Raw genomic sequence first — 17,756 nt, 5'->3', positions numbered from 1 at the left:
TTATTAACGCAATGATAATACGTATACTTACTTATCGAACTACGAATTCTCCGATCAAGCCATCCTCTGAATTTGATCCAACCATCACTTGGAAACTACCAGGCTCAACAGTCAGACTGTTGTTTACACCGATGATCGCAAGATCAGAAGGTGTTACTGTGAATGTCACTGTCTTCGTCTCACCAGCAAGTAGACTAATCTTCGAAAATCCTTTTAATTTCTTAAGCGGCTGCGTTACACTTGCAGCTAAGTCCCGAATGTATAACTGAACAACCTCATCACCGTTGTAGCTACCAGTATTCGTGATGTCTACAGAAACAGATACGGAATCTGAGCTGCTAATACTAGTCGAACTTATAACAAGATTGTTGTATTCAAATTTCGTATAGCTCAGACCATACCCGAATGGATATAACGGCTGTACTGGAGCATCAACATATCTTGAAGAGTAGACGCCACCTGGAGGGCGACCCGTATTTTTTCGATAATAATAAAGCGGGATTTGACCAACGCTTCTAGGGAATGTTGCCGTCAATTTACCACTTGGATTATAATCTCCAAAGAGCACGTCTGCAATGGCATTACCGCTTTGTATTCCCAGGTGCCAAGCCTCTACAATAGATGTAGCCTTTTCATCCAGCCAAACCGTCGTCAACGGACGCCCATTAAACAGAACTACGACAACTGGCTTGCCGAGCTTAATAGCTGCTTCCACTAGCTCGCGTTGTTTTCCAGGCAAATCAAGCTCAGATCTGGAGTTTCCTTCACCGCTCATAATTTTACTTTCCCCTACAGCGATAATGGTTACATCTGCTTGAGCAACTACTGCCAGCGCCTGTTCAAATCCGTTCTCGTCTTCACTCTCTATATCGCAACCTTCCGCGTATAGAAGCTCTGTGTCTGGTGATATTTTCGCTTTAATCCCATCAAGCAATGATACGACATCGTCTGGATTACCGTCAGCTGCCCAACAACCTAATGGATCGTTTATATTCGTTGCTAGTGGTCCAATAACAGCTAGCGACTTTAATTGTTTGGTCAAAGGAAGTGTATCATTGTCATTTTTCAGCAAAACAATAGATTCTCTTGCAGCCTCGCGAGCTAAAGATACATGCTCCTCAGACAATATAACACTTTGGTTCAGATCGGGATTAACTTGTGCATTGTCGAACAATTTAAGCTTAATCTTTAACGCCAATATCCGCCCAACGGCTGCATCGATTAAGCTTTCATCAACGCGACCTTCTTGGACTAGTTTCGGTAAATATTTATAGTAAATTCCTGAATGCATGTCCATATCCGTACCCGCCTTAATGGCGATTTCGCAAGCTTCTTCCGCATCTTTGGCAACTCCATGTGTAATAAGTTCTCCCAGTGCGTTGTAATCACTAACGAGAACACCTTCAAAGCCCCACTCCTCACGTAAAATTGTCGTAAGCAAATAATGGTTGGCACATGCTGGAACTCCATTTACCTCGTTAAATGATGCCATAATACTTAGTGCTCCTGCATCCACAGCCTTACGGAAAGGAGGTAAAATCACTTCACGTAACACTCTATCAGATACATCTACCGTATTGTAATCACGGCCTGATTCTGCAAATCCATATCCTGCAAAATGCTTCGGACAGCTTGCAACAGAAAGGCTTTCATTAGCAGAATCTAGCACTTCCGCACCATCAACCCATGCTTCAGCCATAATCTCACCTAGATGGGGATCTTCTCCCATAGTTTCGGCGATTCTTCCCCATCTTGGATCTCTCGTAATATCGATCATCGGAGCAAATACCCAAGAAATACCGTCAGACGCCGCTTCCTTGGACGCGGCTGATGCTGTTCTTCTAATTAGATCTGGATTCCAGCTTGCCGATTGCGCGAGTGGAATAGGAAAAACTGAACGGTAACCGTGAATAACATCTCTCCCTACAATCATAGGAATTCCAAGACGAGACCTTTCAATCGCTTGCTGTTGCAATGTATTTGCTTGTTCAACTCCAGATAAATTAAACAACGAGCCCAGCATACCCTTATCTAAGAGTTCCTTCATGATCAGATTAATTTCACCACCGGCATCCGGATTTATGGCATGAAATCCCCAATCAAATTGCGACATTTGGCCAACTTTCTCTTCTAACGTCATCTCAGAAATCAACGATTGAACTTTCTCCTTGATTTCTGACGAAAATAAATTTTTCTTTGCTATCAACTGAAACATCTCCTTTAATCTTTTACACATAATTATGAAGGAAACGAATGGGTATGTGTAGAAACAAACTAATGATAAACCTATACGATCTGCTTATTTATAAGGAGGTAAAGATATTATGCAGTCTCAAATAAAGTTGGATTATTGCGCCTTTATGTACCATACTACTCCATATAGGGATACCTATAGAACTGGTCTTAAAACCTATATCTTTCGACTACAGACTGAAGGTTCATGCCAAGCATTGATTTCGGGACAGACAGATACCATTGAACCTGGCGATCTACTTTTGTTCGCGCCCGGCGACATATATGATCTTAAAATTGGCGAGCTTGGTCCAAGCGGTGATTATTACGTCATTTGCAGTGGGGACTGGATTGATAAATGGTGGAGTCTGCAACGAAGACCGCACAAGACAAAAATTGGAGAGAACAGCAGAATTGCCGCTATCTGGCAGCAGCTAATACTAGAGAAGAGAAGACTTGACGGAGGCAATTTAGCACTCGTAGATTCTCTGATGCAAGCATTATGTTATTTACTTGATAGAGCTATAGATGAAGCAAAATCGTATACTTCCGGTCCGAAACTGCTCTCATATAAAATAAAACATTACATTGAAGAAAATGCTCCAATCCCGTTCACTTTAGACGATGCCGCCAAACATGCAGGACTTAGTGTGTCCCGCTCCGTTCAGTTATTCAAAGCTGAATTCGGGATGTCTATTATGCAATATGCTCAGAAGGTGCGACTTGCAATGGCGCTTGAATTAATGGGCAAAAGTCCACTTACACTCGAACGTATTGCCGAAGAAACCGGGTTCGGAAGCTATACATACTTTCATCGCGTTTTTCAACGTTATTATGGAATAGCTCCTGGAGCGTATCGGAAGCAAAAGACAGAAGAAAAGACATGAGAATGATAGAATTAAATCTTCGAATGAAGATTTCAAGTCAACACTTGCGAAACGAACAGGTGAAAGTCTTGCTAGATTGGGCTGTATTCTATCCATAATGAATCAGGAAAACCGTTGGTAAAAGAAAAGAGAGAAGCCTATGTCGCTGGCTCTCTCCCACTCTATTTTTAATAAACGACCTTGTAATGACAAAGGTTAAACTATCATTAAATCTATAATTCATCTAATGAAATGACTTCACCGTTTTCTGCATTCACCCCATATTGACTATCTAATTTTCCGCATAAAATATATTGTTTTTGTTCAAAGTCATACACATAATAAGGTATTAACTCAAACAATCCCTTCATCTTTTCATAAGCTTCTTCTTTCGTTATTTTTACTGCATCATATTTTCGGAATTTATCAATACTATCTAATTGGGTTTGATTATCCATATAATTAATTACTTGAAGGCTATTTGTATCAATCATGACATTTATTTTTCTCTGAAAGACAAGATTATGCTGAGTAATAAGTCTCAATGTTACAAGAATGCTGCCTTTATCACGATACATTGTTTTTATTATCCATTTTCCAGTATCATTCGGGTACTCCAAACTTAAAAAATCTTTCACTGCACTTATACATTTCTCTTGTTCCATATCTGTGATTGGTAATGAATCAGGGCTTGGCTCACATACAAATGCTTGTTCAGCTGTAATATCTTCATTCCACCTCATATCTTTTCTATTAAATGGTTTATTGGTTTGTTCATTATTTGGTTTATCCCAATAAATCTTTTTATTGATTTCCAAATACGACCTTACTTTCGCATTTATTTCAAATGGAATCGTCGATAATCCATCATTTGTAACATATACCTCTTCCATTGCATAAACAGGCAATAGTCTTTTTTGTTCATATAGAGGAAATTCAATCAGCTTCAATTGCTCCATTACTATATGATCTAGTCTTTCAAGGGAAAGTGTATATTTTTCAAGTTTAACTAATTCTTTAGAAGGAAAATGACTATGGACTGAGAAAAGTGTGAGATTCCCTTCACTGTCAAACTTAACTTCAATCCATCCAGCTGGATATATGGAAATCCCTTCTACACAATCCCTAAAAGAGAGTTTTCCCGCTCCTTCTTTATGTAATTGAAATTGCTCCTCATAAGTGAGCCCTGTTTCTTGCTCAATCCATTTTATGATGTCTTTTGTATTGAGATTGGCAAATGTAATCCCGTCTTTTGCGTATGTCTTACCCATTACAAAAATAACCCTTTCAACCTTACGAGTATCAACTCTTATCTCAATAACAGCTGTACCTTCTGGATTCGAACCATCATCCTCTTGTACAGTTTCATGATTAGGAAACCACTCCATACAAAGTGTGTATACGGTTTCATTGAACATATTGATATTTCGATAAAATCTATGTCTTTCCAAGTAATAGTTATCTAATCCAAATTTTCTTTTCGTGAAATCAATGAGTTCCATTAACTTTGAATCCATATATTAATACCTCACTTACATTTTATATTGATAATTTGTTAATAAATAATTCGTGTCATTTCACAGGAAGCGAAATTCCAAAAAAAGAATTATTCGAGGTTGGATTGAAACGAGCCTAACGAAAATCAGGAGGAACTCCCAAAATCGATCGGCTCTGCAACTCGCTCTATGCGACTATCTCGCTAATACGTAAACCTTCCTCTTTACTTAAATCTACGAAATAATTATCAATTTTAATTAACGGTGTTTCTATTCTATGAGGGTTTAACATTACAACATTTCCTAATCTTCCATCTGTTAACACAACTTGTTTCCCTACAGTTCTTTTCATCATATTTTCAAGAAATAACGATACAATCTGTGGATTCAGCTCGCCAAATCTCCCATGTCCCATTTGACTAACGATTTCATGGAAGGGGATTGGTTCCTGATAGGGGCGCTTAGAGGACATCGCATGAAAAACGTCAGCAACGGCGACAATCGAACTAAATAGTTCAATATTCGTTTTCTTCAATCCTAATGGATATCCCCTTCCGTCTTCACGCTCGTGATGTTGCAACGCAACACGTGCAACTCTAGGACTTAATCCGGTCGTCCCTTTTAGCAAATCATATCCGAAGATCGTATGCTTTTTCACGATATCGAATTCTTTATCAGTTAGTTTTCCTGGCTTATTTAAAATCTCTATCGGAATACTCACTTTACCAACATCATGTAAAGTGGCTGCTAATGATAAAATGGATAATTCAGATTTATCTAAATTCAACCATGTACCAATAAGCGTAGATAATATACCAACACCGATATTATGTTGATACGTATAGTCATCCTTTGCTTTGATCGCCTCAAATAATTCAAAAATATCTGGATGTTTCGCCATATCATGAATGGTCGGAAGAATCTCTTTTCTAATTTCCAACAAAGGAACTTTACGATATATTGTTATAGATTCGAATAACTCTTTTGATTTTGAAACTGTTTGTTGAAAAATATTGCTTAATTGAACATTTTTATTTTCATTAGATGCGAAAACAATAGAGTTAATATCTATTTGATGATTACTCATTAACCTTATAGCTTCATAATTAAGAATAGATTTGGCAGGAACAATAGTAATTCCAAACGCATTTATAATATCACTTTCTATTTTCTTTCCTATAAGATGTTCCAATGAATTATGCCCCCATTATAATGGTGCTTTTTTATTATATTACCATATATTTCTTTATAAAGTTATCATTACAACTATAATTATTTCCACAAATATGAATATTAGTGATGTTATTAGGAGGATATTAAAAAGTTCAACTTCATTTACTTATTCATAAATTATTTATGCTAGATTATGAGGAATATTTGAGAAGGTCTTTAACATGAAGAAAAAAAGACTAGAGCATGGTTGAAGATTAACCCCGACCAGCTTCCAGTCTTTCACGAATTTATTTATAGTGATTTTTTGTAGGTACAATTATTTGACCAACGACAGCTATTTATGTCAGTAGACAGCAATTATATGTTCGTTAAAACAATGACTTGCTAGTTAAACTTCCGTTGTCTTAACGCCTCATATAACAATACAGTCGTTGCCATAGCTACATTCAACGACTCGCTATTACCTTCCATTGGGATAATGATCGTCTTATTCACTAGCGCTTCTACTTCGCTAGAAAGACCATCTCCTTCACTCCCCATAACTAGCCACGATCCATCTTGCCAATTATAACTGTAGCAATTATCCGTTGCTTGCAAGCTTGTCCCTACAATATGAATACCTTGTTCCTTTGCCTTCTGAATATACGGTATTAGATCCCCTTCAACAATCGGAATATGGAATAACGATCCCATCGTCGAACGTACGGTCTTAGGATTATATAGATCAACGCATCCTTTTCCTAAAATGACTGCATTAGCCCCGACAGCATCACTGCTTCGAATAATCGTGCCTACATTACCAGGATCTCGCACGCCATCCAATACTACGACAAGACCATTCTTCTCGTACAATGCTTCTTCAGAAATTTTGAACTTTCCTAATACAGCAAAGATCGGTGGGGCAGACTCCGTACCTGTACACTTCGACATCACTTGCTTAGAAGCTTTATACCATTCCGTGTAGCTTGGCACTTGTTCCATTATTGTGGAAATCTCCGTAGGTAATCCACGATCAGCATCGTATACAATAGCTTCTATTGCAACGCCAGATTTTACTGCTTCTTTAATGAGATGAATACCCTCTATAATAAACATATTTTGACGATCACGATGCTTCTTCTCAAGCAAGGATGACCATAGCTTTACACGCTCATTCGCAACGGATGAAAGTAATAAATGTTCTCTCGTCATGTAAATTCACATACCTTCTACAAATTTGATCAATAACTTGAATGATACCCCATTTAACTGGGAAGAGTAAAGCTATTGCAGTCAAATTTAACAATAGACATCGATGTTGTATTCATTCTCATCAATTCGACTCGAAAAAATAATGAAAAACTTATGGGAGGCACTATTCGTATGCAAAATTTCGATCTAAGACAAGCTATTATTCAACGTGTTCAAGACAACAGCAAAGCTGAATTAAATGAGACAATTACAGACTCCGTAGATGCTGACGAACGAGCATTACCTGGATTAGGTGTGCTATTCGAGATTATCTGGAAAGACTCTAATGAAGCACTTCAATCTTCAATGTTGAATACCTTATTCGACCATCTGCAATCGGACAATAATTCTACAACTGCATCTCCATCATATTAGCACTGTATAAATGGATTTGATTGATATACATTCACTCCATTAACGAGCGTTGTTTGTACGAAGGGGATTTGGTGAAAGTGGTCGACAATAATAATGTCGGCCGCTTTGCCAACAGCAATAGATCCAAATTGATGAGATATTTTCATCGCTTCTGCTGGATACAATGTTGCTAGTTTCGTTGATTCATGAAGTGGTAAAACTTCATCGTTAGCTAACTTAAATATTGCTTGAAGTATGGAGGATGGATGATAATCGGAGCAAAGAATATGAGCCGCCCCATGTTGTATTGCTTCTACTGCTTTCAAATTATTATCATGCGAAGCACCACGCACGACATTTGGAGCACCTACACATACTTTCATCCCTCTCTTCGTTGCGTATTGGGCTACTTCTAATGTTATTGGAAACTCACTAACGGTTACCCCACTTTGGACCGCTTGATCAATCTTCTCATTCGTATCATCATCGTGTGACGCAACAGCAATATTACGCGTATTTGCTAGTAAAGCTAACTCCTTCAGATGATCCCAATCTACTTCGTTTTTTCGCTCTATTAATTCATCTACTATAGTTTTTACTTCATCAGAAGTTACTCCTTGATTTTTCATTACATACTTTTCAAATGAGCCAGGTGCTCGGTATTGTCCTTGCCCAGGTGAATGATCCATATAAGATAAATAGTGAATAAAGTTCTCTCTAATGTATTGTTCTACAATCGGCAAACCTGCATGATAAGATACTTCAAACCGTAAATGCACACGATTTCTAACAATCCCTCGTTCAGTATTATAGCGATGGATAAGTTGAACAAGCTCAGTCATGAGATGTACACCGCGTAAACTTAGCCCTACTCCGAGAGATAATGAATGATACATCGTAGTAATACCATGAAGAGGTAGCTTTCGTTCAAATTCTAATAATGATAGTTCTAATGGAAATAATGTATTTGGTCTCGGTTGAACTTCTTTTTCTATTGCATCACAATGAATATCTATTAAGCCAGGTAATACATAATGTCCAGCAGCTTCAATGATTTGAGCTTCTGGATGTTCTAATAACCAATTTTCTAAATGATCTTTACTTGTTATGAGTTGTTCAATTAAACCTTGATGTATCACTATAGAAGCTTGAACAGTCTCAACCTCGGTGACTACGTTTCCTTGATGAATAATGATGTAATCATTATTTCGCGATATCGTCGATTCCTCAGTATATTTTGTTCTCATATTGCCTCCTGTACTTTTTTACTACTTTTACAATTTAAATACATTTTTATTATATTTGAATAAGTCGTTTTTAACCAGTATTTGTATTAAACTTACAGTTTATTCTACATAATTTTTCATGTTTCGACTTAATGGCTCAAAAAAAGACTATCCCGCGATAACTTGGATAGTCTAATACTTTTACGTGTGCAAAAGTTGTTGCATATAAGGGCTTAATAATATACGTTGTGGATCCATTTCAGATTGAATTGCAATGAAATCATTCCATCGAGGGTAGAGTTTTTGCAGTTGAGTTCCTTTAAGTGAATGCATTTTCCCCCAGTGGGGTCTTCCTTCATAATGCAAAAAAATCTCTTCCATCGCATTAAAGTATTGCTCGTAAGGCATGCCTCGGTACATATGAATTGCAATATATGCTGAATCTCTCTCATATGATGGGCTAAGCCATATATTATCACTAGCTACATAACGACATTCGACGGGAAAATGAACATGAAAGTTTTGTTTATCCATAGCTTTACGCATATCACGAATGACATCCTCCAACGCTTCTGCTGGCACATTATATTCCATTTCATTGAAGCGAACCATTCGCTTTGTCGCATAAATTTTATGACTATAAGCTGCTTTTGTCGTAACTGGGATACTAGAAGCACTCAGACGACTCACCGTCTTGGTTAACGATGGCATAGATTTACAAAGCATTGATAGTGCACCAAATAATGAGTTTTCCATAATGTGTTCGTTAAAATAATCTCTTAAAGGAGTCTCCGGTGTGGAAAAGTTAACTTCATTCATTATTTTCACTTGGCAAGTATTAGCATATGGAAACCAATACATCTCAAAATGCCGATTTTCCTCTGCCAATTGAGACATTTGCGGCAAGCAGTTATCAAGTTGCATTCTCATACTCTCGTATCCAAGTAAATAAGATGCTTTTAATTTTAATTTCACTTGTACAATAATTCCAAGCGACCCTAAGGAGATTTGCAACGCTTTAAATAATTGAGGATGTGACTCCTCCGTACATTCCATAATCTCTCCAAGTCCATTCACTACAGTAATCCCTACTACTTGAGTAGAGATCGAACCAAGCCGCTTACCAGTGCCATGTGTACCTGTACTGATTGCACCCCCGATAGTCTGTAAATCTATGTCTCCTAGATTTACCTGGGCGAGCCCCTTAGCATAAAGTAGCTCTCCAAGAAGTTTTAACTTCGTACCCGCCCAGACCGTAGCCGTATATTCGCTTCTATTAACATTGACAATCCCTTGCATCTCATCTAATGACATTAACACTTGATCAGATGCTGCAACAGCACTAAAGGAATGACCAGATCCAACAACTCTTATGTATTTACTTTCGTTTGAACAAGCCATTACAATAGAAGCCACCTCTTCTATTGTACGTGGGTAGACAATTTTTTCAGGGGCCGTATTAACAGTACCTGACCAGTTACTCCATTTTTTTCGATAGACAGTAGTGTTACTCATAAGAAACACTCTCCCTCTCCTCGGTAGGTTGAATATTCATCCACAATGACATTACCTTCTACCGCATATAACTTAGAAAAGCGCTCACATAATTCCCCTGCCTTGGCGTGTCTGAAAAATATAGGATCTCCTATCTCTAGATGCATATTCTTAGGACAACGAAGTGGGGTCTGAACCTCACCCGCCCCTTCTTGCAACAATAGTTTCAATCCATATGGGAGATGTGGTGTTGGTAACTTATCTGCCCCCACTGCCCCAGAGGCAGTGTATCCTCCGCCTAAACAAGTGACGATATGTTTCATTGGTTTTCTCACTACCTCGACAGCATACCCTACTGCTGGCAAGTATTTGAAATTTGAATAACTATCGAATAGTACTGGAGAGTAAAATCCTGACCCTACCGTAATTTCTGATACGCCTTCTTCTAGACATGAGCTATCTAAACTACCAGTTCCACCAGCATTCACAAATTCAAGTTGTACTCCTAATTTAGAAATTCCTTGAAGTACTTCCGCCCGTCTTCTAGCTACTTCTCTAATAGAATTCCGTTTTAGTGCTTTAATTAATTGATTTTTTAGCCATTGACCTTCTACCTGATCGCCTACTCCAGCAATTTGTGCCTCATATCCCATAATTCCGACTAAAGTTAATGAGCGACATTGAATAATTCTTTCAACGATAGGCTTAGTCATCTCCCAAGATACAATCGGGGAGCGCCTTACTCCAAAATGTAGAAATGGGTACTTCACCGACATATCAATATCTAGACAAATTCTAACCTGGCACTTACATTGATCGGCAATCTTCTGTAACTGTTCTACATGATGCAGTGAGTCTACCATAAAGGTTACTAACTTGTTATCGCCTGCTTGCAAAATTAAAGAAGTGATGTCTTTCTCATCCCATGCCGGATAGCCTAGCAATATATCATCAAAACCATGCTTCAAAAGAAATGTAGCTTCTTTAACTGTAAAACACATCAGCCCTTGGAATACTTGATCAGCATTCATTATTCGATTAAGTATTTCTACACTGCGAATAGACTTCGTTGCTACACGTATTTTTTTACTACCTGCCGCTAAAGAAATCGCTTTCATATTAGCATCCAGCAGATCAAGATTAATGTAAGCAAACGGCTTTTCAATACTTTTGAACGTCTGCTTATATTGTTCATATTGAGGAGAAAGCATATAACATCCCCTTTCTACGTATGACAATTCATTTATATTGTAATATTCTTCGACATATCCCATTTTCCTTCAATATTTTATTTTACATCTTAAATACTCACAATATGGTACACATCTCTTAAATAATTAATTTCCTATGTAAAATAGCCTACCTCAAATATTCCATTGAAATAGGCTTTTAGTAAGTATTATATGTTTGTTGTAATATCGTTGCTGTTACATAATTTGAAAGTCACGTTTATCAAGTGGGCGAAGGGCTGGTTTCTCACAACTACTCTTCATAATATAATGTTTTCCTTCAGCAGCTGCATCATGAATGCCGTGCATGACCTCAAGAACATGATAACCTAATTGACCGCTAGCTCGATGACTACGTCCTTCAAGAATAGCTGCTGCCATATCAGCTGCTCCTAATCCACGACTATTTTCTGTGTTTTTGAATAAATGAGGAATTGTCGACCATTCCGAAGCTCCTGCTCGGTTGATTTTTATTTCTCCACCGAATGTATTTGGATCTGGAACAAGTAAAGTACCTTGACTACCATAAATTTCAATTCTCGGTAATGTACTTTGACCAGGCGTATCAAATGTAGTTAGTATCGTCCCCATTGCACCGCAAGCAAAATCCAATACGCCAGCAATATGCGTTGGCACCTCAACTTTAATTTTCTCTCCATGCTTGGGCTGACTAGTTATTGTACGTTCTGGATAAGAAATGTTAGCAGAGCCCGTTACTCTAGTAATAGGTCCAAGCATCGCAACTAATGCTGTCAAGTAGTACGGTCCCATATCAAACATTGGTCCGCCGCCAACTTGATAGAAGAATTCAGGATTTGGATGCCAACGCTCATGACCACCCGTTAACATAAATGCGGTAGCTCCAATAGGAGTTCCAATCCAACCATCCTCGATCACTTTGATTGCAGTTTGAAGTCCACCACCTAGAAACGTATCTGGTGCACTGCCTACATAAAGTCCCTTTTGCTCTCCCATTGCAATGACTTGCTCTGCTTCTTCACGAGTTACTGTAAATGGCTTCTCTACATAAACATGTTTACCAGACTCAAGAGCACGAATACTAACACTTGCGTGTGCTTGGGGAATCGTTAAATTAATTACCATTTGAACTTCTGGATCAGCCATTAGTTCATCTACAGAGTAACCTTTAATTCCATGTTGTTCTGCTTTTTCAACTGCACGCGGTACATCTAGATCTGCAATAGCGATAACTTCCATAGAATCGAATTTACTACCATTCTCTAAATAAATGCCACTAATGTTTCCCGCTCCGATAATTCCAACTTTAATTTTATCCATTCCCGTAGTCACCCTTATCCTAATATGTCATTTTATATTAAAGTGTTCATTTTTGATGTTAAATAAGCTAATTTAGCACACTCATCGTCATCAAAGTCTGCTTTTTGAACTATCTCTTCCAATAAAGGTTCAAAAAGCAGGCATTCAGGACCGAGAAGATGAAGCGCTACTTGCGAAAGGAGGAAACGCAAGTGTACGTTATTGGTACACGCGTACCGGACTTTCCAAGTTCGCTTCAGATTCGATGCCGCTTAAGCTAATCTAGCACACTCATCGTCATCAAAGTCTGCTTTATGAACTATCTCTTATAGTTGATTATCTTGCATCCCAGTATAGGCACCAGCAGCTGCCTCTCCAGATTGTGCTAGAGCTTTCCCTTCAGCACACCATAAGAAACCACGACGCATCATTTCTTTCACTTCATTTATTTCCATAATATTCGCTTGATGACCTAAAGAATTGTAATACACTCGGCCAACTCCCCATCGCTTTGTCCAAGCAACTGGCATATCTACAGCTTTGTTTAGCACATGCGGTCCGTCGACAATAGGGAAACGAGTTGTCGCAAGTACCTCTACCGCAGGATCAACATGCATATAATATTGCTCAGTAGACACTTCAAAATTACTAATTCCATCGACTAAATAGCTTGAGCTATTATTAATTTCCACTGTATATTGAACACCATCATTACCAGGATGAGCAACCCATTGTCCACCTGTCATGAACTGCCAATCTACATTTTTGCGGAAGGAATCACACATACCACCATGGCAGCCCGCAAGCCCTACGCCACTTTGCACAGCAAGAGAAACATTATCAACTAACTTTTGATCAATCTCCCCCATTGTCCATACAGGTACAATCAGATCTAAACTTTTCAAATATTCTGCATCTGCAAATGCTTCTAATGATGATTGAACATTAACTTGAAATCCTTCTTCTTCTAATTGTTGTTGGAATAGTGCTGCCACTTGCTCTGGTTGATGACCATCCCATCCACCCCAAACGATTAAAGCTTTCTTCATAAATATCCCCCTAAAATTTTTCGTATTGTATAATATCAGTTTTTTTGAAACGGAAATGTTGTCTATACTTCACTGATGGCTACCCATCTGCGTTCCTCTATTGAACGTTCAACTGCCTCTAACACTTCTTGACATCTTACACCATCTACAAAGTTAGGACTTGGTTGACGATCCTCCTCAAATGCTTGCATTAATTCTACGACTTCGTGTGTGAACGTATGCTCATAACCGATTGTATGCCCTGCTGGCCACCATGCGTCCATATAGGCATGCGCAGAATCTGTAGCTAATACGCGACGGAAACCTTGCACATCGGCAGCATCATCTGTGAAGTATACTTCCAACTCATTCATACGTTCAAAGTCAAAGCGAATACTTCCTTTACTACCATTAATCTCAAATCCGTTTGTACAACGGTGTCCACCTGCAAATCTAGTAGCTTCAATGCTACCTAAAGCCCCATTTTCAAAGCGTGCCATAATTAACGTCGCATCATCAACAGTAACTGGACCCATTTCAGTAGAGTTTGCTCCACCAGTTGCACTAAGTCCTGTCATTCCTTCTGCAATTGGACGTTCCTTAATGAATGTGTCACTCATACCGATAACTTCTTGGAATTCTCCAACAAGGTAGCGAGCCATATCAATAACATGAGCTCCTAGATCGCCCAATGAACCTGAGCCAGCAATTTCTTTTTGCAAACGCCATACAAGTGGGAATTGAGGATCCATAATCCAATCTTGTAGAAACTGTCCACGGAAATGATAGATCTGACCGATTCTACCTTCTTCAATTAACTTCTTAGCCAACTGAACAGCCGGAGCAAATCGATAGTTGAATCCTACCATATGCTTCACACCAGCGGCTTCAGCTTCCTCTAGCATTTCTCTTGCATCTGCTAAAGTTAGTGCTAGTGGCTTTTCACAGAAAAGATGTTTACCTGCTTTAGCAGCAGCTACAGCTATTTCTTTGTGAGCATCACTAGGGGCATTAATATCAATCAGATCAATATCATCTCGTTGTAATAACTCTCTCCAATCTGTAACAGCCTCTTCCCAGCCAAATTGTACTCTTGCTTTCTCAAGAGCTACAGGATCACGTCCACATATTACTTTCATCTCAGGTGCAACGGATTGCGGAAAGAACATTGGTAATACACGATAAGCATTACTGTGAGCCTTGCCCATAAATTTATAACCAACCATTCCAACGCGAACTTTATTCATACTGATTTCCACCCTTCATATCAAGTTATTTTATGAACTTTGTCTAACCACTAGCTTTACTGGTAAAACACGACTATCTAATTGTTCCTGATCTTTGGATGGCTCTAGTAGCATTCTTGCAGCCTCAACGCCCATATCGTAGAACGGAACTGCTACGGATGATAGTTTCGGCGAAACAATGCGAGACCCATCGGAATCATCATAACCAATAATTCGATAATCTTTACCTGCCTCAAGACCGTAGTTAGTTAATCCATCCATTACACCGATCGCCATTCGATCATTTGCTGCAAATACTCCATCTATATGACCTTCTTTAATTGAATCAGCTAATGAACTCGCTGCAACAATTCCACTTTTCCGACTATAATTTCCTTCATATAGCCACCTGGGATCCACACTTATACCTCGATCAGTCAGTGCACGTATGTAACCATTGTGCCTGTCTACACTATTCGAAAATTGTGTTGGTCCATTCAAAAACGCTATTTTTTCACTACCACGATTAAGGAGATGATTTACAGCCTCATAACTTCCTCTTTCATGATCTCCATCTACATATGCGTATTGCTTTTCATGAAATTTTTGATTAATGATCACAAACGGAAAATGATTATCTTCTAGCTCCTGTAAAGCCTCTCGTTCATTCTCTGTGTCAGCTGCACCTAGTATGATGCAACTATCGATCTTTTTAGAACGAAATAATCTACTATAATCTTTCTTATTAGATGTCTCTTGGAAGAGCATAAGAAGATCAACATTCGCTCTCCTTGCCACCTCTGCTATGCCACTTAATATTTCAGAAAAGTAATAGGTCGAGAACAAATGTACTTTAGGAACATAAGGTAACACTACTCCTATATTCCCACTTTTTTGACGGGCAAGTTGCTGAGCGAGCGCATTAAGTTCATAGCCAAGCTGTGCGGCTGCATTCATGACCTTCTCACGCGTTTGTTTCTTTATTGGACCGACATTATTCATGACGCGTGAAACCGTCGCCTCGGATACTCCTGCTAGCTTAGCAACATCCTTCCTGCTCATTCATTAACCTCCTCCAACTTTTCAATACTTCTTGTTACTGCTTCATCTTCGCACAGGATGAGCTCTACGAAGGTATGTCTTAACTAGTTATGCAAATGTCAAAAAAATATTCATAATGTACACGCGTTCATTATTTCATGTAATCGTTTTCCTGTCAATCGTTTCTAAAAATTTATAATGTCTTTTAATAATATAAGTTGCCACATATACTGTAAATAAAAAAAAGATCGCTCTAAGGAGCGATCTCTAAAAATTTTGTATTCGGATTTTTATCAACAGCCGTACGCATCGCATACTCGTTTTCAAATAGAGCAACATAATTGCCTTTCTTATCTTTAACAAGTGTAGAATTGATACGGAATTTGCTTGCATCAATTTTCTCATCAACGATCCAACGTGCAAACTGGAACGTCATACGATGAAGTTGAAGCTCAACTCCGTATTCAGCTAACATACGATGTTGGAATACTTCAAATTGCAATTGACCAACTACCCCAAGAATTATTTCACTAAAACTACCTACAGAATAGAATACTTGAATCGTACCCTCTTCAGTTAATTGATCGATACCTTTTTGATACTGCTTTTGTTTCAAGGCATTTTTCACAGTAACTTTAGCAAAAATTTCTGGTGAAAATGTTGGAAGTTCATTGAATACAATATCTTTACCTTGGGATAAGGAATCCCCAATACGGAATATACCTGGATCGAACAAACCGATAATATCCCCTGGATAAGCAACATCTACAATATCACGATCTTGAGCAAGAAACTGCTGTGGTTGAGAAAGTTTAATCGTCTTACCATTACGTACATGCTTAACTGACATTCCACGCTCGAAACGACCAGAACAAATACGTAAGAAAGCAATACGATCTCGGTGAGCAGGGTTCATATTCGCTTGAATTTTGAACACATAACCACTGAACTTCTCATCAGAAGGTTCAACTGGACCTTCTTGACTTAGTTTCGGACCTGGTTTTGGTGCTAGGTCCAAGAAGTTATCTAAGAATGTTTGTACACCAAAATTATTAACCGCACTACCAAAGAAGATCGGCGTCAATTCACCGGAACGAACTTTCTCATAATCGAATGCATCTCCAGCGACGTCTAATAGTTCAAGATCAGAGATCAATTGATCTGTTAGATAATCACCAGCCATCTCACGAATGATAGGATCATTATAATCATCGACTTTTTTCACTTCGATCGTTGTATGATCTTTTCCTTGGAATAGCTCAACTTGGTTTTTCATACGGTCATATACACCACAAAGCTCACGACCAGAACCAATTGGCCAGTTCATAGGTACAGAACGAATACCAAGTACTTGTTCTAGCTCTTCCATTAGATCAAATGGTGATTTACCTTCACGGTCTAATTTATTAATAAACGTGAAAATCGGAATACCGCGTTGACGACATACTTGGAACAACTTAATAGTCTGAGCCTCGACCCCTTTAGCTACGTCAATAAGCATTACTGCACTATCAGCGGCAGTTAATGTACGATACGTATCCTCTGAGAAATCTTGGTGACCTGGTGTATCCAATATATTAACGCGATGTCCCAAATAATCAAATTGCATAACGGAAGATGTAACAGAGATACCACGTTGCTTCTCAATTTCCATCCAGTCTGATGTAGCATGACGACTAGCCTTACGTGCCTTTACAGACCCAGCAAGACGAATGGCTCCTCCGAATAGGAGGAGCTTCTCTGTTAATGTTGTCTTACCTGCATCGGGATGGGCGATAATTGCAAATGTGCGTCGCTTGTCAACTTCTTGTATAATTTCTTTACTTAGACTCATACTTGCCTTCCCTTCATTACTCTTAGTACAGGAGTAACTAACTTCTTAT

At 38.6% G+C, this 17,756-nt stretch carries 14 protein-coding genes; 2 read left to right on the top strand and 12 right to left on the bottom strand.

All coding sequences use genetic code 11. From position 1 onward, the window contains the following. Positions 1-31: 31 nt before the first annotated feature. Positions 32-2,206, bottom strand: a complete 2,175-nt coding sequence (bglX, locus tag NV377_RS10690) for a beta-glucosidase BglX (RefSeq protein WP_258201211.1) — start codon at positions 2,204-2,206, stop codon at positions 32-34. Between the two features lie 118 nt (positions 2,207-2,324). Here bglX and NV377_RS10685 point away from each other — a divergent pair, with 118 nt between their 5' ends. Continuing rightward, entirely contained in the window at positions 2,325-3,119 is a 795-nt protein-coding gene (locus NV377_RS10685; RefSeq protein ID WP_258201210.1) for an AraC family transcriptional regulator, read from the top strand. Between the two features lie 212 nt (positions 3,120-3,331). Here the strand turns inward: NV377_RS10685 and NV377_RS10680 are convergent, their stop codons facing one another. The 3 genes from NV377_RS10680 to NV377_RS10670 all read right to left on the bottom strand — a co-directional run bounded on the left by NV377_RS10680 (position 3,332) and on the right by NV377_RS10670 (position 6,958). After that, a complete protein-coding gene (locus tag NV377_RS10680; RefSeq protein ID WP_258201209.1) occupies positions 3,332-4,615 on the bottom strand; it encodes a hypothetical protein in 1,284 nt (427 codons plus the stop codon). Between the two features lie 166 nt (positions 4,616-4,781). Next, positions 4,782-5,786: an HD-GYP domain-containing protein gene (locus NV377_RS10675; RefSeq protein ID WP_258201208.1), complete on the bottom strand. Its 1,005-nt coding sequence runs from the start codon at positions 5,784-5,786 to the stop codon at positions 4,782-4,784. Between the two features lie 365 nt (positions 5,787-6,151). Beyond that, positions 6,152-6,958: a TrmH family RNA methyltransferase gene (locus tag NV377_RS10670; RefSeq protein ID WP_258201207.1), complete on the bottom strand. Its 807-nt coding sequence runs from the start codon at positions 6,956-6,958 to the stop codon at positions 6,152-6,154. A 171-nt stretch (positions 6,959-7,129) separates the two neighbouring features. Here NV377_RS10670 and sspI point away from each other — a divergent pair, with 171 nt between their 5' ends. After that, positions 7,130-7,372, top strand: coding sequence for a small acid-soluble spore protein SspI (gene sspI, locus NV377_RS10665; protein ID WP_258201206.1), 243 nt, complete (start codon positions 7,130-7,132; stop codon positions 7,370-7,372). Here sspI and NV377_RS10660 read toward each other — a convergent pair. From NV377_RS10660 to NV377_RS10625, 8 genes are all read right to left on the bottom strand, one after another. Further along, positions 7,369-8,598, bottom strand: coding sequence for an alpha-D-ribose 1-methylphosphonate 5-triphosphate diphosphatase (locus NV377_RS10660; protein WP_258201205.1), 1,230 nt, complete (start codon positions 8,596-8,598; stop codon positions 7,369-7,371). The two genes, sspI and NV377_RS10660, sit on opposite strands and share 4 nt — an antisense overlap. 180 nt (positions 8,599-8,778) lie before the next feature. Further along, a complete protein-coding gene (locus NV377_RS10655) occupies positions 8,779-10,092 on the bottom strand; it encodes a D-arabinono-1,4-lactone oxidase (RefSeq protein ID WP_258201204.1) in 1,314 nt (437 codons plus the stop codon). Continuing rightward, positions 10,089-11,282 (bottom strand): amino acid deaminase/aldolase, encoded by a 1,194-nt coding sequence (locus NV377_RS10650; RefSeq protein ID WP_258201203.1) that lies wholly within the window; start codon positions 11,280-11,282, stop codon positions 10,089-10,091. The genes NV377_RS10655 and NV377_RS10650 overlap by 4 nt, the downstream gene beginning before the upstream one ends. Before the next feature lie 216 nt (positions 11,283-11,498). After that, positions 11,499-12,599, bottom strand: a complete 1,101-nt coding sequence (locus NV377_RS10645) for a Gfo/Idh/MocA family protein (RefSeq protein ID WP_258201202.1) — start codon at positions 12,597-12,599, stop codon at positions 11,499-11,501. A 305-nt stretch (positions 12,600-12,904) separates the two neighbouring features. Continuing rightward, a complete protein-coding gene (locus NV377_RS10640) occupies positions 12,905-13,627 on the bottom strand; it encodes a ThuA domain-containing protein (RefSeq protein ID WP_258201201.1) in 723 nt (240 codons plus the stop codon). Positions 13,628-13,689: 62 nt separating this feature from the next. After that, complete coding sequence (locus tag NV377_RS10635; RefSeq protein ID WP_258201200.1) at positions 13,690-14,853, bottom strand: Gfo/Idh/MocA family protein; 1,164 nt, start codon at positions 14,851-14,853, stop codon at positions 13,690-13,692. A gap of 30 nt (positions 14,854-14,883) precedes the next feature. After that, on the bottom strand, positions 14,884-15,894 hold the full coding sequence (locus NV377_RS10630) for a LacI family DNA-binding transcriptional regulator (RefSeq protein ID WP_258201199.1): 1,011 nt from the start codon (positions 15,892-15,894) through the stop codon (positions 14,884-14,886). A 232-nt stretch (positions 15,895-16,126) separates the two neighbouring features. After that, positions 16,127-17,707 carry a peptide chain release factor 3 gene (locus NV377_RS10625; protein WP_258201198.1) on the bottom strand — a complete coding sequence of 527 codons (1,581 nt, stop codon included), beginning with the start codon at positions 17,705-17,707 and terminating at the stop codon, positions 16,127-16,129. Positions 17,708-17,756: the final 49 nt, after the last annotated feature.

It is taken from the genome of Paenibacillus endoradicis, assembly GCF_024721975.1.
The sequence above is the reverse complement of the archived record's forward strand: the minus strand, read 5'-3'. Positions and strand labels throughout refer to the sequence as shown.